We start from the raw sequence: 19,427 nt of genomic DNA on the forward strand, positions 1-19,427 counted from the left end.
ATCTTTGGCAAAATAAAATGCTTGATGTGAAAAATCATCGCCTTCTATTTTCAAAAAAGATATTCCACTCATCGTAGACGAGCATAAGCAAAAAGCTATGAAAGCCGAATGATAGGGGGATACATATGGAGAAAACGAAGTTACCATGGGATGAATTTTTTTCACTTAATAAAGATATAAATCATACTTACTTTACACCAGAAGATTTTTCAGGTGATGAAGATTTAATCGCAAAAACGACAGAACAATTCGTTAAACAAGAAATTGTTCCACAAATGGAGAATATTGAACAACATAACTATAAAGTTTCTCGTCAATTATTTGAGAAAGCTGGGGAACTTGGATTATTAGGCATTGAGGTACCAGAAGATTATGGCGGGTTCGAGTTAGGAAAGGCTGTCTCAGGTCTTGTAGCAGAGAAAATGGGTTACGCTGGTGCGTTTAGCGTTTCTTTTAATATACACGCTGGTGTCGGTACATTGCCTTACATATATTATGGAACGAAAGAGCAAAAAGAAAAATATTTACCGAAAATCGCATCGGGAGAATGGATTGGGGCTTATGCTTTAACGGAGCCAAATGCTGGTTCGGATGCATTAAGTGCAAAAACAAGCGCCGTATTGAATGAAGGGGGAACAGCTTGGAAGTTAAATGGTGAGAAGCAATGGATTACAAATGCTCATATGGCAGATGTATACGTTGTTTTTGCGAAGACAAATAAAGGAATGACAGCGTTTATTGTCGAAAGAACATGTGAAGGTGTATCTATTGGATTAGAAGAAAAGAAAATGGGGATTAAAGGTTCTTCAACAGCGACTCTTATTTTAGAAGATGTTGTCATCCCTGCTGAAAATGTTTTAGGGGAAGTTGGGAAAGGGCATCACGTAGCCCTTAATATTCTTAACTTTGCTAGACTTAAACTTGCTTTTGGAAATATTGGAACAGCAAAACAAGCAATTGGTTTGTCGGTTCAATATGGAAAAGAGCGAAAACAGTTCCAAACGGAATTAGTAGACTTTACGATGATTCAAGAGAAAATTGCAAATATGATTATTGCTACATATGGAGCCGAAAGTGCAGCTTATCGTACAGCAGGTGTAATCGATGAAGCAATTCATGAGAGCGATGAAGATCTTATGAAGAAAATGTCTCAATTTGCAATTGAATGTGCACTGAATAAAGTAAATGCTTCTGAAACACTTGCTTATATCGTAGATGAAGCTGTACAAATTCATGGTGGTTACGGTTATATGCAAGAGTATGAGGTAGAACGATTATATCGTGATGCAAGAATTAGTCGTATTTTTGAAGGAACGAACGAAATTAATAGATTAACAGTTGCTAAAATGTTAATGAAACAAATCGAACAATTAGAAGATACTGAAGTAGAAAGTGATGTAGCAAATGTAGAAAGAAACCATCGTTACATTTTATTAGCGAAAAAATTGTTGAAACAATCTTTGAAAACGCTCTCTAAAACTCCAGGTCTAAAAATTGACCAAGAACAAGAATATTCACGTGTAATATCAAATATGTTGACGGACGTGTACATCATGGAATCAGCGTTTTTACGTACGAGAAAAGCGGTACGTAAAAATGGAGAGGAAAAAGAACGTACGAAGCAACTCATAACGGATGTTATTTGTGAAGAAGGATACCGTAAAGTAGAAGAAGCGGCGATTTCTGTACTTTCAGCAGCTGTCACAAAAGAACAAGATAGAAATGTGATTTTAGCTGAAATCCGTCAATTATTAGTGCCTTTATACACGAACGTATTTACGAAGAAGAGAGAAATTGCGAAAGCTATTATAAATCGCGGGAAATATATTGTGTAAATAGGAGGAAAGCGATATGAAAAAGATTGGTTTTATCGGTTTAGGTAACATGGGTCTTCCAATGTCAAAAAATCTAGTTAAATCAGGTTACACAGTATATGGCGTGGACTTAAATAAAGAGGCGGAAGCGTCCTTTGAAAAAGAAGGCGGAATTATCGGTCTATCAATCTCAAAACTAGCAGAAACATGTGATGTAGTTTTTACAAGTTTACCTTCACCTCGCGCTGTTGAAGCGGTATATTTTGGAGCAGAAGGATTATTTGAAAATGGTCACTCGAATGTAGTTTTCATTGATACAAGTACGGTATCGCCGCAGTTAAACAAACAATTAGAGGAAGCTGCAAAGGAAAAGAAAGTAGACTTTTTAGCAGCACCTGTGAGCGGTGGTGTAATCGGAGCCGAAAACCGAACATTAACGTTTATGGTTGGTGGATCAAAAGAGGTATATGAGAAAACGGAATCTATCATGGGCGTACTAGGCGCGAACATTTTCCACGTTAGTGAGCAGATTGATAGTGGTACAACTGTTAAGTTAATTAATAACTTATTAATTGGTTTTTATACAGCTGGTGTGAGTGAAGCTTTAACATTAGCGAAAAAGAACAATATGGATTTAGATAAAATGTTTGATATTTTAAATGTAAGTTACGGTCAAAGTAGAATTTATGAACGTAATTATAAAAGTTTTATAGCACCTGAAAACTACGAGCCAGGATTTACTGTGAACTTATTGAAAAAAGATTTAGGATTTGCAGTTGACTTAGCTAAGGAAAGCGAACTCCATTTACCGGTAAGCGAAATGTTATTAAACGTATATGAAGAAGCGAGTCAAGCTGGATATGGTGAAAACGATATGGCTGCTTTATATAAGAAAGTTAGCGAGCAATTAATTTCTAATCAAAAATAAATTATACAAAGGAGAGAATACAATGATTACAACTGAAATTAAACGAGTAAAAAATCACATTAACGGTGAGTGGGTTGAATCGACAGGTACGGAAGTAGAAGCAGTTCCAAATCCAGCGACTGGAAAAATTATCGCTTACGTTCCACTATCTCCAAAAGAAGATGTTGAAAAAGCTGTTGAAGCGGCAAAATCAGCATTCGAAACATGGTCTAAAGTACCAGTTCCAAATCGTTCAAGAAATTTATATAAATATTTACAGCTATTACAAGAAAATAAAGATGAGCTTGCAAAAATCATTACGCTAGAAAATGGTAAGACGCTAACGGATGCAACAGGTGAAGTACAGCGTGGTATTGAAGCGGTAGAACTTGCAACATCTACGCCAAATTTAATGATGGGTCAAGCACTTCCGAATATTGCTAGCGGAATTGATGGATCAATTTGGCGCTACCCAATCGGAGTTGTTGCTGGTATTACGCCGTTTAACTTCCCGATGATGATTCCGTTATGGATGTTCCCACTTGCAATTGCTTGCGGTAATACATTCGTATTAAAAACATCTGAAAGAACGCCACTTTTAGCGGAGCGACTTGTAGAATTATTCTATGAAGCAGGTTTCCCAAAAGGCGTATTAAATTTAGTACAAGGCGGAAAAGATGTTGTAAATAGCATTTTAGAAAATAAAGATATTCAGGCTGTTTCGTTCGTTGGCTCTGAGCCGGTAGCTCGTTACGTATATGAAACAGGTACGAAACACGGAAAACGTGTACAAGCGTTAGCAGGTGCGAAAAACCATGCGATTGTAATGCCAGATTGCAATCTTGAGAAAACAGTACAAGGTGTAATTGGATCTGCATTTGCAAGTAGTGGAGAGCGCTGCATGGCATGCTCAGTAGTAGCAGTAGTGGATGAAATTGCTGATGAATTCATTGATGTATTAGTAGCAGAAACGAAAAAATTAAAAGTAGGCGATGGCTTTAACGAAGATAACTATGTTGGACCATTAATCCGTGAATCTCATAAAGAGCGCGTTTTAGGCTATATTAATAGCGGTGTAGCAGATGGGGCAACTTTATTAGTAGATGGCCGTAAAATTAATGAAGAAGTTGGAGAAGGTTACTTTGTAGGTGCGACAATCTTTGATGGCGTGAATCAAGAAATGAAAATTTGGCAAGATGAGATTTTTGCTCCAGTATTAAGCATTGTACGAGTTAAAGATTTAGAAGAAGGTATTAAACTAACAAATCAATCTAAATTTGCAAATGGTGCAGTTATTTATACGTCAAACGGTAAACATGCCCAAACGTTCCGTGATAACATCGATGCTGGTATGATCGGTGTAAATGTAAACGTTCCAGCACCAATGGCATTCTTCGCATTTGCAGGAAATAAAGCTTCATTCTTTGGTGATTTAGGTACAAATGGTACAGATGGCGTTCAATTCTATACACGTAAAAAAGTTGTAACTGAGCGCTGGTTTTAATATAGAGTAAATAACCAAATCAGTTATTAAATGAAACCACCACTATTAATAGTGGTGGTTTTCGTCTTGTTAATTATTTTTTTCAAAAGCTAGTTTAATACCAAATCCAATTAGGACGACTCCTGTTAGCCCTTGAATATAACGTTGCGTCTTCGGTTTTTTCATAAAAGCACTAATTTTATCAATTAAAAATATATAAAATGCAAACCAAATGACTGTTAAAACGAGGTAAGTAAGGCCCATTACAAGAAGTTGAATAAATGTATTATGATTTGGATTTAAAAATTGCGGTAAAAAAGTTAAAAAGAAGACTGCAACTTTAGGGTTTAATAAATTTGTAAGAAATCCTTGGCGAAAGCAAGAAGTATGTTCGTTTTCATTATTCAAAGATAGATCATTTGTATCTAAGTTTTCTTTGTTTCTTACTGCTAAAAGGGCTTTAATACCGATATAAATTAAATAGAGAGCCCCAACGTACTTGAAAATAGAAAATAATAGAGCTGACTTTACAATAAGTGCAGAAAGACCAATTACAGCAGCTAAAGTATGAATTAATAGTGCAATACATGTACCAAACACTGTTTTCACTCCACCGACTTTACCAGCAGCCAATGTATTTTTCGTAGCCATTGCTGTATCTGGACCAGGTAAAATGATAAGGCAAATAGACATAATGATGAAAAGAAGATAATTTTCTATCATAGCCGCCCCTCCTTTTTATTTTTAGAATATTTGATTAAAAATAGTGTAGCACAAAAATGGATTTAATAAAATTAAATTTTGTTAAAAATAATTAAATAAAAAAGGCTATATAGTAGCTGTAATTACACTACTATATAGCTTCGATTTTATACCGCTATTTGCGGGTAGTAAGATTTTCACCGCACAAGATTTAGCTGAAGCAAAGAAGTTAGGTAGGGGATGAACAAAACATCCCCTCATGACAATTTCATTTTATGCATTAAGTAAGTTAAAGAAACGATTCACATCTTCTTCTGAAACGTCACTTAACTGTTTATATTTATAATTCGGATTTTGATCTTTATCAACGACAACGGAGCGTACTCCTTCGAAGAAATCTTCATGTCTCATGAAATTTTTAGCAAGTATAAGGTCCGTAGCGAAACATTCTTCAACGGATTTATCTTTTCCATCAATAAACTGTTTTAATGTTACTTTTAGTGAAATAGGGGATTTTGATAACAGTGTTTCTTTCGTTTTTAGAGCAAAGGAACTTTCATCTTTCTCCAATGAATGGATGATTTCTTCAATTGTATCGAAAGCAAAATGTGAATTGATTACTTCTAATGAAGGAGCGAGCTCGCTTTCTAAGTTTGGAGCAGTTGCAAATGTACGAATAACTTCTTTTAAATTAGTATGTACATCATCTTCTTTATGCCAATTTACACTTTCAAGTTCAGTAAGAAACTTTGGTAATGAATCAGATGTCATAAAGTAATCAGCAGCATTAATAAATAATACGTCAGAAGCTTTTAAAATAGATGCTGTTAAAGCAACGAATCGTCCTGTATATCCAGGCGCTTTATTTAAGAAATATGCAGCTCCGACGTCTGGGAAGAAGCCGATATTCATCTCTGGCATTGCCCATTTCGTACGCTCAGTTACAATGCGATACTTCGCACCATTTGTAAGACCGACACCACCGCCCATTACAATTCCATCTAAACAAGCAATAATCGGTTTTGTATATTGATAAATATATGTATCAATTTCATACTCTTCTTCAAAAAAACGTTCTGCATGTTGCAATGCCACTTCATTGGAACGCGCTTCATAAAGAGTTTTAATGTCGCCGCCTGCACAAAAACCTTTTGTGCCAGCTCCTTTTAACACGATAAGTGCAATACGCTCATCGTGTTCCCACTCTTTAAGTTTTTGTCCGATAGGTTGTAACATGTCATAAGATAAAGAATTAAGTGCTTTTGGACGGTTTAAAGTAATTGTCGCAACGCCGTTTTCACTAACAGAAAATAAAACTTGTTCAGTCATAATGCATCCTCCCTTACATATCTTCTTATTCTTAATTCTTGATATGTACTGAAATGTCCTTTATAAATTTTGTCAAAAGTTGACGGTAAATATTAATTTGGTCACCGCATATTTTGACGAGTTATCTTTGCAGGATTTCAGAGACTGAGGGGGAATATTACAACATTACTGTAAGTGTAATTATTTGAAGTTATAATGATAAAAGCGCTATTATATAGGTGTGAATTGTTCATTATCAATTCTAAAAAGAGTGTTTGAAGAAAAAATGAATCGTACAATTGTAATAAAAAATTTTACACTGAATTAGAAATAGAGAAAGGAGAAATCGGAATGCCAGGACCTTTACTATTGTCGGTTATTATTTTGTCTTCTTTAATGATAGGGATAACGCAGTATTTTCATCATACAGATACGACAGAAGAAGTGAAGGATAAAGTACGTCTCGTATTTCCGATTTTTATAATATCTATTTCATTCTGTATTTTATTAAATAAAGATGGGTACATTGTCGCAGTGTTCTCATTTTTCGTCGCAATCGTTTTAATTACCGTTTTATATTATGTAATGAAAGACTTTATACAAAAATAAAGATGTCACAATAGGCATTTTTATTTTGGAGAAAATATAAAATTTCACATACCGTATTTTATATAAAATACATAAAACATATAACCATAGAAAAGTGTGTACTTTGCTGTGTATGTACTTGTCAATCTTGCATAGCCACTATACTATTAAAATGTAGAGATTATAAAAAGGGGTTGTATCTATCATGAAATTTGAGATGCACACAAAAATTATTTCAAATGAAAAAGAAGTAAGATTACATATTGAAGAAAATATATTTCAATTAATATTGGATGGTTATCACTTATTTACAATTCAAGAAATATTGCCTTTATATAAATCAAATGAAGAAAGAATTGGAAGTGCAACGATATTGAAGCTAGAGTGGGAGAACGGAAAAACTACAATAAACTATCAACTCGTTTCACTAAAATCAGTAAATTAAAAGGAGTAGAAAAATATGAAGTTATTTCATACAGCGGATTGGCATTTAGGTAAGCTTGTTCATGGCGTGTATATGACTGAAGACCAAAAGATTGTATTAGATCAGTTTGTACAGGCTGTTGAAGAAGAAAAACCAGATGCTGTAATTATTGCAGGGGATTTATATGACCGAGCAATTCCACCTACAGAAGCAGTAGACTTATTAAATGATGTGCTGCAAAAAATAGTTATTGATTTACAAACACCAGTTATTGCAGTAGCTGGTAATCATGATAGTCCGGATCGTATCCATTTTGGGAGTAGTTTAATGAAAAAACAGGGATTACATATTGCAGGCCAATTTCAATTCCCGTATGAACCTGTTGTACTAAATGATGAATATGGAGAGGTTCACTTCCATCTAATACCGTATGCAGACCCAAGCATAGTTAGACACGTGTTGAAAAATGAAGACGTACGTTCTCATGATGATGCGATGCGCATTTTTATGAATGAGCTCTCTGAAACAATGGATAAAGAAGCTAGACATGTATTTGTTGGACATGCATTTGTAACTTCTTCAGGAGAAGCGGAGGAGAATACAAGTGATGCAGAACGACCACTTTCAATTGGTGGTGCTGAATATGTAAATAGTCATTATTTTGATAAGTTTCATTACACTGCGCTTGGACATTTACATCAAGCGCATTTCGTACGTAATGAGACCATTAGATATTCAGGTTCACCACTTGCCTATTCAATTTCTGAAGAGAAACATAAAAAAGGTTATTACATTGTAGAACTGAATGAAACTGGTGAAGTAGCAATTGAAAAAAGGTTACTTTCACCACGTCGTAAAATGCGAACAGTAGAAGCGAAAATAGATGAATTATTACAGCACCCAGTAAGTGAAGATTACGTATTTGTAAAATTATTAGATGAAAACCCTGTCTTACAGCCAATGGAGAAAATACGATCTGTATATCCAAATGCAATGCACGTTGAAAGAGCGATGCAAAGGCGAGAACTCACAGATACAAATGAAGTAACGGTTTCAAGACATAAAACGGATGATTTATCTCTTTTAAAGGCTTTCTATAAAGAAATGAAAGGGTTAGATTTATCAGAAGAGAAAGAACGCCTATTTATAGATGTATTACAAACAGTGCAAGAACGGGAAGGTGAACGAGGATGAGACCGATTCAGCTTATTATGACAGCATTCGGGCCATATAAACAGAAAGAAGTAATCGATTTTGAAGATCTTGGAGAACATCGTATTTTCGCTATTTCTGGGAATACGGGAGCTGGAAAAACAACGATTTTTGATGCGATTTGTTATGTGTTATATGGTGAGGCTAGTGGAGAAGAACGTAGTGATACGAGCATGCTTCGAAGTCAATTTGCTGATGATGATGTTTATACAAGTGTAGAATTAACCTTTCAATTAAAAGGGAAACGCTATGAAATAAAAAGACAACTTGGACATAAAAAACAAGGGAATAAGACCATTACAGGACATGCAGTAGAATTATATGAAGTTATTGATGGAGAAAACGTTCCAGCCGTCGATCGTTTTCATGTAACAGACGTAAACAAAAAAGTGGAAGATTTAATTGGTTTAAGTAAACATCAATTTAGTCAAATTGTTATGTTACCACAAGGTGAATTCCGAAAACTATTAACATCTGAGACGGAAAACAAAGAAGAGATTTTACGTCGTATTTTTAAAACGGATCGTTATAAATTAATGCGTGAGTTACTTGATCAAAAGAGAAAACAATGGAAAGATGTTTTACAAGAAAAACAAAAAGAGAGAGAGCTCTATTTCCGTAATGTTTTTAAATTACCAATCCGTGATGGAGCATTATTAGAGACATTAGCGGCACAAGAACATGTAAATACGCATCAAGTAGTAGAAGCGTTAGAACAAGAAACAACAGTGTATAAGGCAGAGGTTGAGCAATTACAAGTAGAACAAGATGTTCAAACGAAGCAATTAAAGGATGCAGAAACACGTTTTCATGCAGCAAAATCTGTAAATGAGAAATTTATAGATTTACAACAAAAGAATGAGAAATATAACACTTTACAAGAGAACCGTGCAGCAATTGAAAGGAAAGAAAAATCCTTTAAACGTGCGGAACAAGCAAAGCGCTTATTACCATTTGAACAATGGTATGAAGAAGCGATGCAAAATGAGCAGAAAGCTGAAAGTTTGTTAAAACAGATAATCGTCAAACAAGAACAGATAATGAACAGCTTTGAACTTGCTCAGGAGAAGTATGAAGTAGTAAAGAATAAAGAAGCTGAACGAGAAGAGGCTAAAAAACTTGTTCAAAGATTAGAAGAGTTACAAGCAATCATTGAATCATTAGCTGAGAGAAAGCTGAATTTACAAAATGCCGAAATTCAAATAGGGAAATTAAAAGAAAGTATGCAAAAGTTGGATCAACAACTAGAAGAGCATACAAGCCAAAAACAGAGAATGTCTGATGAATTGCATCAATTAGAACAAGCACTTGAGCAATATGTAGCTAAAGTAGAAGAACTAACGAATATGCGAGAAGATGCAAAAGTTTTAAAGCAAGCATACGATGTTTGGCAAGAAAAACAAAAATTCGAGCAAGAAAAAGAAGTGGCAAATAATAAAATGCACGTGGCAGTTCGTGCATATGAAAACATGGAGCGCCGCTGGTTAAGTGAACAGGCTGGTATATTAGCTCTTCATTTACATGACGGTGCATCTTGTCCGGTATGTGGTAGTACGAATCATCCGCAAAAAGCTACAGAGCAAAGTAATGCGATCGATGAAAAAGAGTTAAACGATTTAAGAGATAAGAAGAACATTGCTGAAAAATTACATGTGCAAGTAGAGGAGAAATGGAATTTTTATCGACTACAATATGAACAAGTGATAGAAGAAGTTGTGAAGCGTGGCTATAACTCCGAAAAATTAGTTGAAACATATAGTGCACTTGTTCAAAAAGGAAAACAATTAGCAGCAGACGTTAATACGTTAAAAGCAAGTGAAGAAACACGTAAGCAGATTGCTGCGAACATGAAAAGCGTAGAAGAAAAAATAGAAGAACTTCAGAAACAAAAACGGGAAGTAGAAACAATGCAGCACCGTACAGAAATAGAGTGCATGCAACTTCGTACGTCATATGAACATGATAAACGAAATATTCCAGAAAACTTGCAAACAGTACAAGCTTGGAAATCACAGTTTGACCAAGCTATGCACGAACTTAGGTTAATGGAGGACGAATGGAAGAAAGTGCAGGAAGCGTATCAACATTGGCAAAATGAAAATATACGTATTCAAGCAGAACAGAAAGGTGCTTCTAATCAATTTGAAAGTGCAAAATTGAAGAAAGAAGAGACTTTCGCACGCTTTATGAAAGAGCTAGAACAAAGCGGATTTACAGATCAATTCACGTATAAAGAAGCCAAATTAAGCGACGCCGAGATGGAGATGTTACAGAAAGAAATTCAAGGTTATTATTCATCTCTTGAAGTGCTTGCAAAACAAATTGAAGAGCTAAACTCAGAATTAAAAGATAAAGAGTACATGGATATTACATCTTTAGGTGAACACATAAAAGAACTAGAAATTAATCTCGATATCATTAAAGAAAAACGTCAACGTGCGCAAAATGCGGTAACATATATTTCTGATTTACATGAAAACATTAGACGTATTGACGAACAAATTCACGAGGAAGAAAAAGCCTTCCAAGAACTTGTTGATTTATATGAAGTAATGAAAGGTGATAACGAAAGTCGTATATCATTTGAACGTTACATTTTAATTGAGTATTTAGAACAAATCGTTCAAATCGCAAACGAACGACTACGTAAATTATCAAATGGACAATTTTATTTAAAACGAAGTGAACGAGTTGAAAAAAGAAACCGTCAAAGTGGATTAGGCTTAGATGTGTACGATGCATACACTGGCCAAACGCGCGATGTAAAAACATTATCCGGCGGAGAGAAATTTAACGCATCACTTTGCTTAGCGCTAGGAATGGCAGATGTCATTCAAGCATATGAAGGTGGTATTTCCATCGAAACGATGTTCATCGATGAAGGGTTCGGTTCATTAGATGAAGAATCATTAACGAAAGCAGTAGATGCCTTAATTGACCTACAAAAATCAGGCCGATTTATCGGTGTCATTTCACACGTACAAGAACTGAAAAACGCAATGCCAGCTGTATTAGAAGTAACGAAGCAGAAGGATGGATGTAGTCAGACTAGGTTTGTGGTGAAGTAAGCTTAGAAAATGGAGTAGGGAATCTACCGATACTTTTAGTGTCATATGTATGAATCATAAAACGTCGTCTCTTCATATTGGAGGCGACGTTTTATTTTATAAAATATCTATGAATTATCTGTAGAAGGCGGCGTATTCTCCAAACGATTATAAGTTTTAAAGGCTGAAATTGCTGAGATAACCCCGCCTACTAAAAATAAAGCGGATCCTCCAACTAAGATGATACGACTGACATATGTTTCCCGTGCTTCTTCGACTTCTTCTTGTAACGCTGTAGGCATATGAATTCCCCTTTATAAAAGTTGTTTTATAAATAGTATATACAAACGCCTAAAATGTGTTAAAATAACTGATGATTTTATGCAGTGGGTAATTAGATGAGTAGGATGCGAGTGGCTAAATAAATCTTCATCACAAATTTATGCGAACTTCACATAGAGCACATATTAACATTGTATTATGTATATGTACCAAATAAATAAAGTGAATGTAAGTTCTGTTTTCAAAAATTTAAAATCCTTTTATTTCTATATGAAAGTTTTAATCGAGGGTTTTAAAAATTTTGGAAATAGATCTTATAAAAATGGAATTCATATAAAAGGGGAATGTCTTATGACAACATATACAAGTGAAATGAAAAAAACTTTAGTTTCAGAAGAAGATGTAGATATTTTAAAAATTATGGCGCATCCAATCCGACTGCAAATTGTAAATGAATTAAGTACGAGAAAAACTTGTAATGTAACACAATTAACAGAGTTACTGAACATCCCACAATCTACTGTTTCACAACATTTATCAAAAATGAAGGGTAAAGTGTTACGAGCAGAGAGAAGAGGTTTAGAAATTTATTATCATATTAACAATTTAAAAGCGAGTAAGATTGTTAATGTTTTAGGGTATATAAACTAGTGAAATATTTTTATATAAAATAGCCCCTGCTGTTTAGCAGGGGCTATTTTGTGTTGTTTTATGTATTTGTATTTAAAACTTTATAGTTTTTATGATTTACAATTGTTCGATCAAATTCAAAAGTACCACCGCTTACATTTGTAATTTCAACTAAGACCGATTCAGTATAAAGTTTTAGTACAGATCCTGTAATCTTTAAATTGTTTCGTTGAAAAAGTATAGTATCCCCTACGTTTGCTTTCATAGTACCTCCTCATTAAAGACAGAAATATTTTTTTATTATATATATTAAACCACGGATAGATATATTAGTGAATATTTAGTTTTATTTATTGGAAAAAAATTTGTGATTTTATAAAAAATAAGGTGAATCGAAGTATAAAAATTTTTTTCTATTGTATTTAATCAGTAGTTTTTTGTATTTCATCCTTCGTTTTTTGTAACTGATTCCATGTTTTTGACGCTCTATCTTGTAAGTGCTTACATAAACAAAAACATCTTATACAATGAAGGTGTCAAATCAAAAGAGGTGACCAAAATGAACATAAAAAAAGTAAATTTAGCGAATAGCATTGAAATAGAAAGAGGAGGCGGAAAGGTATGAAAAAATCAACTGTTAATCCATGGTTTGTTGTCCTTGGCACAGTCATAGTACAAATGGGGCTTGGGACGATATATACATGGAGTTTATTCAATCAGCCTTTAGTTAGTAAATACGGTTGGAGTCTTAACGCTGTTGCGATAACTTTTTCAATTACTAGTCTTTCTTTAGCATTTTCAACTTTATTTGCGAGTAAATTGCAAGAAAAATGGGGACTTCGTAAACTTATTATGATAGCTGGATTAGCATTAGGACTAGGGTTAATACTTAGTTCACAAGCTTCTTCATTAATATTGCTTTATGTACTAGCAGGAGTTGTTGTAGGTTATGCAGATGGTACAGCATATATCACTTCACTATCAAATTTAATAAAGTGGTTTCCAGAGCGTAAAGGTTTAATTGCTGGTATTTCTGTCTCTGCATATGGTTCAGGTAGCTTAATCTTTAAATACGTTAACGCACAGTTGATTGAATCAGTTGGTGTATCGCAAGCATTTATATACTGGGGTTTAATTGTTACAGCTATGATTGTAATTGGTGCTTGTTTAATCCATCAAGCTGCAGATCAAGGAGCAGTTCATGAAACAAAAACTAAGGAATACACAACGAAAGAAATGTTAGGCACAAAACAAGTATACTTATTATTTATCATGTTATTTACATCATGTATGAGTGGCTTATACTTAATTGGTATGGTAAAAGACATTGGTGTTCAACTTGTAGGACTTAGCGCAGCAACAGCAGCTAATGCGGTGGCTATGGTTGCAATCTTCAATACATTAGGTCGTATCATTTTAGGACCGTTATCGGATAAAATTGGGCGTTTAAAAATCGTTACTGGTACTTTTGTTGTTATGGCGAGTTCAGTCTTAGTTCTAAGTTTTGTAGATTTAAATTATGGTATTTACTTCGTATGTGTAGCAAGTGTAGCGTTTTGCTTTGGTGGAAATATCACTATTTTCCCAGCTATTGTTGGTGATTTCTTCGGTATGAAAAATCATAGTAAGAACTACGGAATTGTGTATCAAGGATTTGGATTCGGGGCGCTTGCAGGTTCCTTTATCGGTGCACTTCTAGGTGGATTCAAACCAACGTTCATGGTGATCGGTGTATTATGTGTCGTGTCATTCATTATCGCAATTTTAATTCAAGCACCTAAACAGAAAAAAGAACACGAAGAAGAGTATCGCAGCGTAGCGTAAGTATACAAATCTTCTATAACGCTATGATTACGAAAAAGCATCCTATTCTATTAATTAGGATGCTTTTTTTATGAGTTATTTTAACAAGGTTAAATTATTTTTGGGATTTTTATAGATGTAAAAGTGAGTGGGATATATTGGAATATAATGAATTGATACATCGCATTTGAAATATATATTAAATCTTAAATGATAAAGAAGACATTCGTTAGTATTTGTAAGATATATTTTCAGAAAAATATTGAGAAAATATATACTTGAGTTTTTCATAAAGCATTGTAAATGAACGTATCTCTAGTTTGTCTTCTTCAATTTTAAAAAGAGGATTTGGAATTTTATTTATAATATAAGTACATTTAATACGTTTACATATGATTTTATTAAGAAGCATTAAAATACTTTGTCTGAAAAATAAAAAAAGATTGACAAGTTTATTGAGAAACATTATCATTTCGGTGTAAGATAGTAAATGAAAAACATTATCAATAAAATGGATTTTAAAGTAATGCGCACTTGACCAATTAGTTTAGTAAGTGTATTATTTTTTACAACACCACTGATAATGAAAATCAATATCAGTGGTGTTGCTTAATGAAATTAATGTTTATGTGAAAGGATAGAGAAAATGAACTTAGGGGAATTTGATGGGAAAACAGTTTTAGTAACAGGTGCAGCACAAGGCATAGGCAGTGTTGTTGCCAAAATGTTTTTAGAAAGAGGAGCCACAGTTATTGCGGTTGATCAAAATGAAGAGGGGTTAAATGTACTCTTAAATCAAAATGAATTAAATAATACACGTATGAAAACGTTTCGTTTAGATGTGAGTGATAGCGCTGCTGTTGAAGACATGGTAAATCATATTGCAAATGAAATAGCGCCAATAGATATTTTAATAAATGTTGCAGGGGTTTTACGTATGGGACCAATTCATTCGTTAAGTGATGAAGATTGGAATAAAACATTCTCTGTAAATACTACAGGGGTTTTCAATATGTCCCGAGCGGTAAGTAAAAATATGATGTTAAGAAAATCAGGGGCAATTGTTACAGTCGGTTCAAATGCGGCAAATACGCCGAGAATGGAGATGGCTGCGTATGCTGCGTCAAAGGCTGCAACGACAATGTTTATGAAATGTTTAGGACTAGAGCTTGCGGCATACAATATACGCTGCAACTTAGTTTCTCCAGGTTCTACTGAAACTGAGATGCAAAGATTACTATGGGCTGATGAGAATGGAGCTAAAAATATAATTACTGGTTCTCAAAATACATATAGACTCGGAATTCCATTACAAAAAATTGCACAACCTTCAGAAGTTGCTGAAGCAGTGTTATTTTTAGCCTCAGATAGAGCAAGTCATATTACAATGCACAATTTATGTGTCGATGGCGGTGCTACGTTAGGAGTTTAATAAAAATTCAGGAGGTTATTATATTATGAATGAACATATAGCTGTAAAGGAATTGTCAGAAAAACTTTTAGAAGATTATAAGACTGAATCTTCATTCTTTTTCGCTTCACCAACTCGAACTATATTAGCAGAAGGAGAGTTTACTACAGTAAAGCATCGTGAAATTGAAAATTTCCCAGAGCTTGTGCAAGCGACATTAAGTAATGCGAAACAAGCTGGAAATCCAAATCCTATCGTTGTGGGTGCTTTGCCATTCGATCGTAGAAAAGAAGTCCAACTTATCGTACCAGAATATAGTAGGATTTCTGAGCGTTTACAATTGGATACAACAAATCAGCTTGAAACAAATGAGAACGTAACATTTGAAATGACGCCAGTACCAGACCCTGAAGTTTATATGAATGGTGTGAAGCAAGGAATTAAAAAAATACAGGACGGTGATTTAAAGAAAATCGTTCTATCTAGATCGTTAGATGTTAAATCTTCGGAAAAGATTGATAAGCAAAAACTTCTGCGAGAATTAGCAGAACATAATAAGCATGGTTATACATTTGCTGTGAATTTACCGAAAGATGAAAAAGAGAACAGTAAGACGCTAATTGGAGCAAGTCCTGAATTACTTGTTTCACGTAATGGTATGCAAGTTATTTCTAATCCGTTAGCTGGTTCAAGGCCACGTAGTGAGGACCCAGTAGAAGATAAAAGAAGAGCAGAGGAATTACTTTCTTCTCCAAAAGATTTACATGAACATGCGGTAGTAGTTGAAGCGGTTGCCGCTGCACTTCGTCCGTATTGTCATACATTACATGTTCCAGAAAAGCCATCAGTTATTCATAGTGAAGCGATGTGGCATTTGTCTACAGAAGTGAAAGGTGAACTGAAGGATCCAAATACTTCTTCTTTACAATTAGCAATTGCCCTTCATCCTACGCCAGCAGTTTGCGGAACTCCGATGGAAAAAGCAAGAGAGGCTATACAGCATATTGAGCCATTTGACCGCGAGTTCTTTACAGGAATGCTAGGATGGAGCGATTTAAATGGAGATGGAGAATGGATTGTTACAATTCGTTGTGCTGAAGTACAAGAAAATACACTGCGTTTATATGCAGGAGCTGGAGTTGTTGCTGAGTCAAAACCAGAAGATGAGTTAGCAGAAACATCAGCTAAGTTCCAAACAATGCTAAAAGCTTTAGGGTTAAGAGATAGTTCACTTAATGAAAAATAGGGGGAAGAAAGAATGCTAGTAGGTTATACAGAATGGCCAAAAGAATTTGCCGATCATTATCGAGATGAAGGATGTTGGCTTGGTGAAACATTTGGAGGAGTGTTAAGAGAGCGGGCTGAGAAATATGGAGATCGAATCGCGGTTGTAAGTGGTAAGAAGCATATAACATATAGTGAACTTGATAAAAATGCAGATCGTTTAGCAGCAGGTTTACTGAATTTAGGAATAAAGAAAGAGGACAGAGTTGTAATCCAGTTACCTAACATTATCGAGTTTTTCGAAATATGTTTTGCACTATTTCGAATTGGAGCGCTTCCTGTCTTTGCACTACCTTCACATCGAAGCAGTGAAATTAGTTATTTTTGTGAGTTTGGCGAGGCGAGCGCTTACGTTATTTCAGATAAGGCTCTCGGTTTTGATTATCGAAAACTAGCAAGAGAAGTGAAAGAGAAAGTGCCAACTTTACAACGTGTAATTGTAGTGGGGGAAGAAGAAGAGTTTGTGAACATAAATGATCTGTATATGGATCCCGTCTCATTACCAGAAGTTCAGCCAAGTGATGTTGCATTTCTCCAATTATCAGGAGGGACAACAGGTCTTTCTAAATTAATTCCTAGAACACATGATGACTATATTTATAGTTTACGTGTAAGCGCTGAAATTTGTAATTTGAATGCAGAAAGCGTCTATATGGCAGTTCTTCCAGTAGCACACAATTACCCAATGAGTTCTCCAGGGACATTTGGAACTTTCTATGCGGGTGGAAAAGTGGTATTGGCAACTGGTGGTAGTCCAGATGAGGCATTTGCTCTTATTGAAAAAGAAAAAGTTACAATTACAGCGCTCGTTCCGCCATTAGCAATGATTTGGCTTGATGCTGCATCTTCTCGTAATACCGATTTATCGAGCCTAGTGGTTATTCAAGTAGGTGGTGCTAAGTTTAGCGCTGAGGTTGCAAGACGTATACGCCCTACATTTGGATGTACGTTACAGCAAGTATTCGGTATGGCGGAAGGATTAGTGAACTATACAAGATTAGACGATCCGGAAGAAATTATTATTCATACACAAGGTAGACCAATGTCTGCACTCGATGAAGTACGAGTTGTTGATGAAAATGACAACGATGTACAACCTGGCGAAGTAGGTAGTTTATTAACAAGAGGTCCATATACAATTCGTGGTTACTATAAAGCTGAAGAGCATAATGCACGATCATTTACAAAGGATGGATTTTATCGCACAGGTGATCTTGTAAAAGTAAATGAACAAGGATACATCATTGTAGAAGGAAGAGATAAAGATCAAATTAACCGTGGTGGTGAGAAAGTTGCTGCGGAAGAAGTTGAAAATCATTTATTAGCACACGATGCGGTCCATGACGTAGCAATTGTATCTATGCCTGACGATTATTTAGGTGAACGCACCTGTGCTTTTGTTATAGCTCGCGGACAAGTTCCGGCAGTAAGTGAATTAAAAATGTTTTTAAGAGAACGTGGTATAGCGGCTTATAAAATTCCAGATCGAATTGAATTTATTGAATCATTCCCGCAAACAGGAGTCGGAAAAGTCAGCAAAAAAGAACTACGTAAAGTCATTGCTGAAAAACTTATTACAGTAAAACAATAATAAAAACCGGAAGGAAGTGATTAGATGGCTATCCCATCTATTTCAGTATATAAAATGCCAATTGAATCAGAACTACCAAAAAATAAAGTGAATTGGACACCAGACCCGAAACGTGCAGTACTTTTAATTCATGACATGCAAGAATATTTTCTTGATGCATATAGCGATAAAGAATCACCAAAAGTAGAACTTATTTCAAATATTAAAATGATAAGAGAAAAATGTAAACAACTTGGTATACCAGTTGTTTATACAGCGCAACCTGGTGGACAAACGTTAGAACAAAGAGGTTTATTACAAGACTTTTGGGGTGACGGTATTCCTGCTGGACCAGATAAAAAGAAAATTGTTGATGAACTTACTCCTGATGAGGATGATATATTCCTAACAAAATGGAGATATAGTGCATTTAAAAAGACAAATCTATTAGAAATTTTAAATGAACAAGGAAGAGATCAACTCATTATTTGCGGTATTTATGCGCATATTGGATGCCTTTTAACAGCTTGTGAAGCATTTATGGATGGTATAGAGCCGTTCTTTGTAGCAGATGCAGTTGCTGATTTTTCACTAGAGCATCATAAACAAGCATTGGAGTATGCATCTAATAGATGCGCAGTAACGACATCAACAAACCTACTGTTAAAAGATTTACAAAGTGTAAAAGGTGATGAGAGTGAAGGAATCACTATACAGCAAGTACATGAACTAGTTGCACAACTACTTCGTGAGTCAGTAGAGAGTATTGATATTGATGAGGACTTATTAAATAGAGGGCTTGATTCGGTCAGAATTATGAGTTTAGTAGAGAAGTGGCGTCGTGAAGGGAAAGAAATCACGTTTGCAGATTTAGCAGAACGTCCAACTGTTGCAGGTTGGTACAGCTTATTATCTTCACAAACAGCACAGGTGCTGTAACAAATAGACTACATAATAAAGGG

Annotated in this window: 17 protein-coding genes; 13 read left to right on the forward strand and 4 right to left on the reverse strand. The window is 34.9% G+C overall.

Features of this window, described 5'->3' with window-relative positions:
- Positions 1 to 125 precede the first annotated feature (125 nt).
- From BUA87_RS02790 to BUA87_RS02800, 3 genes are read left to right on the forward strand one after another with little or no spacing between them, the layout of a single operon-like run.
- Complete coding sequence (locus tag BUA87_RS02790) at positions 126 to 1,835, forward strand: acyl-CoA dehydrogenase family protein (RefSeq protein ID WP_016512872.1); 1,710 nt, start codon at positions 126 to 128, stop codon at positions 1,833 to 1,835.
- Between the two features lie 16 nt (positions 1,836 to 1,851).
- Positions 1,852 to 2,742 (forward strand): NAD(P)-dependent oxidoreductase, encoded by an 891-nt coding sequence (locus BUA87_RS02795; RefSeq protein WP_016512871.1) that lies wholly within the window; start codon positions 1,852 to 1,854, stop codon positions 2,740 to 2,742.
- A gap of 22 nt (positions 2,743 to 2,764) precedes the next feature.
- Positions 2,765 to 4,225: a CoA-acylating methylmalonate-semialdehyde dehydrogenase gene (locus BUA87_RS02800; RefSeq protein WP_000633363.1), complete on the forward strand. Its 1,461-nt coding sequence runs from the start codon at positions 2,765 to 2,767 to the stop codon at positions 4,223 to 4,225.
- Positions 4,226 to 4,294: 69 nt separating this feature from the next.
- Here the strand turns inward: BUA87_RS02800 and BUA87_RS02805 are convergent, their stop codons facing one another.
- Together BUA87_RS02805 and BUA87_RS02810 are read right to left on the reverse strand one after the other, a co-directional pair.
- Positions 4,295 to 4,927 (reverse strand): LysE family translocator, encoded by a 633-nt coding sequence (locus tag BUA87_RS02805; RefSeq protein WP_000572345.1) that lies wholly within the window; start codon positions 4,925 to 4,927, stop codon positions 4,295 to 4,297.
- 252 nt (positions 4,928 to 5,179) lie between these two features.
- On the reverse strand, positions 5,180 to 6,235 hold the full coding sequence (locus BUA87_RS02810; protein ID WP_000139782.1) for an enoyl-CoA hydratase/isomerase family protein: 1,056 nt from the start codon (positions 6,233 to 6,235) through the stop codon (positions 5,180 to 5,182).
- A 330-nt stretch (positions 6,236 to 6,565) separates the two neighbouring features.
- Here BUA87_RS02810 and BUA87_RS02815 point away from each other — a divergent pair, with 330 nt between their 5' ends.
- From BUA87_RS02815 to BUA87_RS02830, 4 genes are all read left to right on the forward strand, one after another.
- Complete coding sequence (locus BUA87_RS02815) at positions 6,566 to 6,823, forward strand: hypothetical protein (protein ID WP_001119409.1); 258 nt, start codon at positions 6,566 to 6,568, stop codon at positions 6,821 to 6,823.
- Between the two features lie 184 nt (positions 6,824 to 7,007).
- Positions 7,008 to 7,247 (forward strand): DUF2584 family protein, encoded by a 240-nt coding sequence (locus BUA87_RS02820; protein WP_000667344.1) that lies wholly within the window; start codon positions 7,008 to 7,010, stop codon positions 7,245 to 7,247.
- A gap of 15 nt (positions 7,248 to 7,262) precedes the next feature.
- The gene (locus BUA87_RS02825; RefSeq protein WP_000765150.1) at positions 7,263 to 8,420 is read left to right on the forward strand and encodes an exonuclease SbcCD subunit D; all 1,158 of its coding nucleotides are present in this window, start codon (positions 7,263 to 7,265) and stop codon (positions 8,418 to 8,420) included.
- A complete protein-coding gene (locus BUA87_RS02830) occupies positions 8,417 to 11,506 on the forward strand; it encodes an AAA family ATPase (RefSeq protein ID WP_001247451.1) in 3,090 nt (1,029 codons plus the stop codon). Before BUA87_RS02825 ends, BUA87_RS02830 begins: the two co-directional genes overlap by 4 nt.
- Positions 11,507 to 11,613: 107 nt before the next feature.
- Here BUA87_RS02830 and BUA87_RS31155 read toward each other — a convergent pair whose 3' ends face one another.
- Entirely contained in the window at positions 11,614 to 11,787 is a 174-nt protein-coding gene (locus tag BUA87_RS31155) for a hypothetical protein (RefSeq protein WP_001141667.1), read from the reverse strand.
- A 331-nt stretch (positions 11,788 to 12,118) separates the two neighbouring features.
- Between BUA87_RS31155 and BUA87_RS02835 the strand changes: the two genes are divergently transcribed.
- Positions 12,119 to 12,418, forward strand: a complete 300-nt coding sequence (locus tag BUA87_RS02835) for an ArsR/SmtB family transcription factor (protein WP_000214794.1) — start codon at positions 12,119 to 12,121, stop codon at positions 12,416 to 12,418.
- A 58-nt stretch (positions 12,419 to 12,476) separates the two neighbouring features.
- Here BUA87_RS02835 and BUA87_RS02840 read toward each other — a convergent pair whose 3' ends face one another.
- Positions 12,477 to 12,662 carry a YkvS family protein gene (locus BUA87_RS02840; protein WP_000646793.1) on the reverse strand — a complete coding sequence of 62 codons (186 nt, stop codon included), beginning with the start codon at positions 12,660 to 12,662 and terminating at the stop codon, positions 12,477 to 12,479.
- A gap of 356 nt (positions 12,663 to 13,018) precedes the next feature.
- Here BUA87_RS02840 and BUA87_RS02845 point away from each other — a divergent pair, with 356 nt between their 5' ends.
- The 5 genes from BUA87_RS02845 (at position 13,019) to BUA87_RS02870 (ending at position 19,404) form a co-directional block, all read left to right on the forward strand.
- Positions 13,019 to 14,221 (forward strand): L-lactate MFS transporter, encoded by a 1,203-nt coding sequence (locus BUA87_RS02845; RefSeq protein ID WP_000750109.1) that lies wholly within the window; start codon positions 13,019 to 13,021, stop codon positions 14,219 to 14,221.
- Positions 14,222 to 14,846: 625 nt separating this feature from the next.
- On the forward strand, positions 14,847 to 15,632 hold the full coding sequence (gene dhbA, locus BUA87_RS02855; RefSeq protein ID WP_001048431.1) for a 2,3-dihydro-2,3-dihydroxybenzoate dehydrogenase: 786 nt from the start codon (positions 14,847 to 14,849) through the stop codon (positions 15,630 to 15,632).
- 25 nt (positions 15,633 to 15,657) lie between these two features.
- Entirely contained in the window at positions 15,658 to 16,857 is a 1,200-nt protein-coding gene (gene dhbC / locus BUA87_RS02860; protein ID WP_001002071.1) for an isochorismate synthase DhbC, read from the forward strand.
- A 12-nt stretch (positions 16,858 to 16,869) separates the two neighbouring features.
- A complete protein-coding gene (locus tag BUA87_RS02865) occupies positions 16,870 to 18,486 on the forward strand; it encodes a (2,3-dihydroxybenzoyl)adenylate synthase (RefSeq protein ID WP_000960111.1) in 1,617 nt (538 codons plus the stop codon).
- A gap of 24 nt (positions 18,487 to 18,510) precedes the next feature.
- Positions 18,511 to 19,404: an isochorismatase family protein gene (locus BUA87_RS02870; protein ID WP_016512869.1), complete on the forward strand. Its 894-nt coding sequence runs from the start codon at positions 18,511 to 18,513 to the stop codon at positions 19,402 to 19,404.
- Positions 19,405 to 19,427 lie beyond the last annotated feature (23 nt).

The sequence above is a fragment of the Bacillus sp. bc15 genome, from assembly GCF_900142585.1.
Classification (GTDB): domain Bacteria; phylum Bacillota; class Bacilli; order Bacillales; family Bacillaceae_G; genus Bacillus_A; species Bacillus_A cereus.

Coding starts and splice junctions, on each gene's coding strand:
- BUA87_RS02790 (WP_016512872.1), top strand. CDS start 126: ATGGAGAAAACGAAGTTACCATGGGATGAATTTTTTTCACTTAATAAA.
- BUA87_RS02795 (WP_016512871.1), top strand. CDS start 1,852: ATGAAAAAGATTGGTTTTATCGGTTTAGGTAACATGGGTCTTCCAATG.
- BUA87_RS02800 (WP_000633363.1), top strand. CDS start 2,765: ATGATTACAACTGAAATTAAACGAGTAAAAAATCACATTAACGGTGAG.
- BUA87_RS02805 (WP_000572345.1), bottom strand. CDS start 4,927: ATGATAGAAAATTATCTTCTTTTCATCATTATGTCTATTTGCCTTATC.
- BUA87_RS02810 (WP_000139782.1), bottom strand. CDS start 6,235: ATGACTGAACAAGTTTTATTTTCTGTTAGTGAAAACGGCGTTGCGACA.
- BUA87_RS02815 (WP_001119409.1), top strand. CDS start 6,566: ATGCCAGGACCTTTACTATTGTCGGTTATTATTTTGTCTTCTTTAATG.
- BUA87_RS02820 (WP_000667344.1), top strand. CDS start 7,008: ATGAAATTTGAGATGCACACAAAAATTATTTCAAATGAAAAAGAAGTA.
- BUA87_RS02825 (WP_000765150.1), top strand. CDS start 7,263: ATGAAGTTATTTCATACAGCGGATTGGCATTTAGGTAAGCTTGTTCAT.
- BUA87_RS02830 (WP_001247451.1), top strand. CDS start 8,417: ATGAGACCGATTCAGCTTATTATGACAGCATTCGGGCCATATAAACAG.
- BUA87_RS31155 (WP_001141667.1), bottom strand. CDS start 11,787: ATGCCTACAGCGTTACAAGAAGAAGTCGAAGAAGCACGGGAAACATAT.
- BUA87_RS02835 (WP_000214794.1), top strand. CDS start 12,119: ATGACAACATATACAAGTGAAATGAAAAAAACTTTAGTTTCAGAAGAA.
- BUA87_RS02840 (WP_000646793.1), bottom strand. CDS start 12,662: ATGAAAGCAAACGTAGGGGATACTATACTTTTTCAACGAAACAATTTA.
- BUA87_RS02845 (WP_000750109.1), top strand. CDS start 13,019: ATGAAAAAATCAACTGTTAATCCATGGTTTGTTGTCCTTGGCACAGTC.
- dhbA (WP_001048431.1), top strand. CDS start 14,847: ATGAACTTAGGGGAATTTGATGGGAAAACAGTTTTAGTAACAGGTGCA.
- dhbC (WP_001002071.1), top strand. CDS start 15,658: ATGAATGAACATATAGCTGTAAAGGAATTGTCAGAAAAACTTTTAGAA.
- BUA87_RS02865 (WP_000960111.1), top strand. CDS start 16,870: ATGCTAGTAGGTTATACAGAATGGCCAAAAGAATTTGCCGATCATTAT.
- BUA87_RS02870 (WP_016512869.1), top strand. CDS start 18,511: ATGGCTATCCCATCTATTTCAGTATATAAAATGCCAATTGAATCAGAA.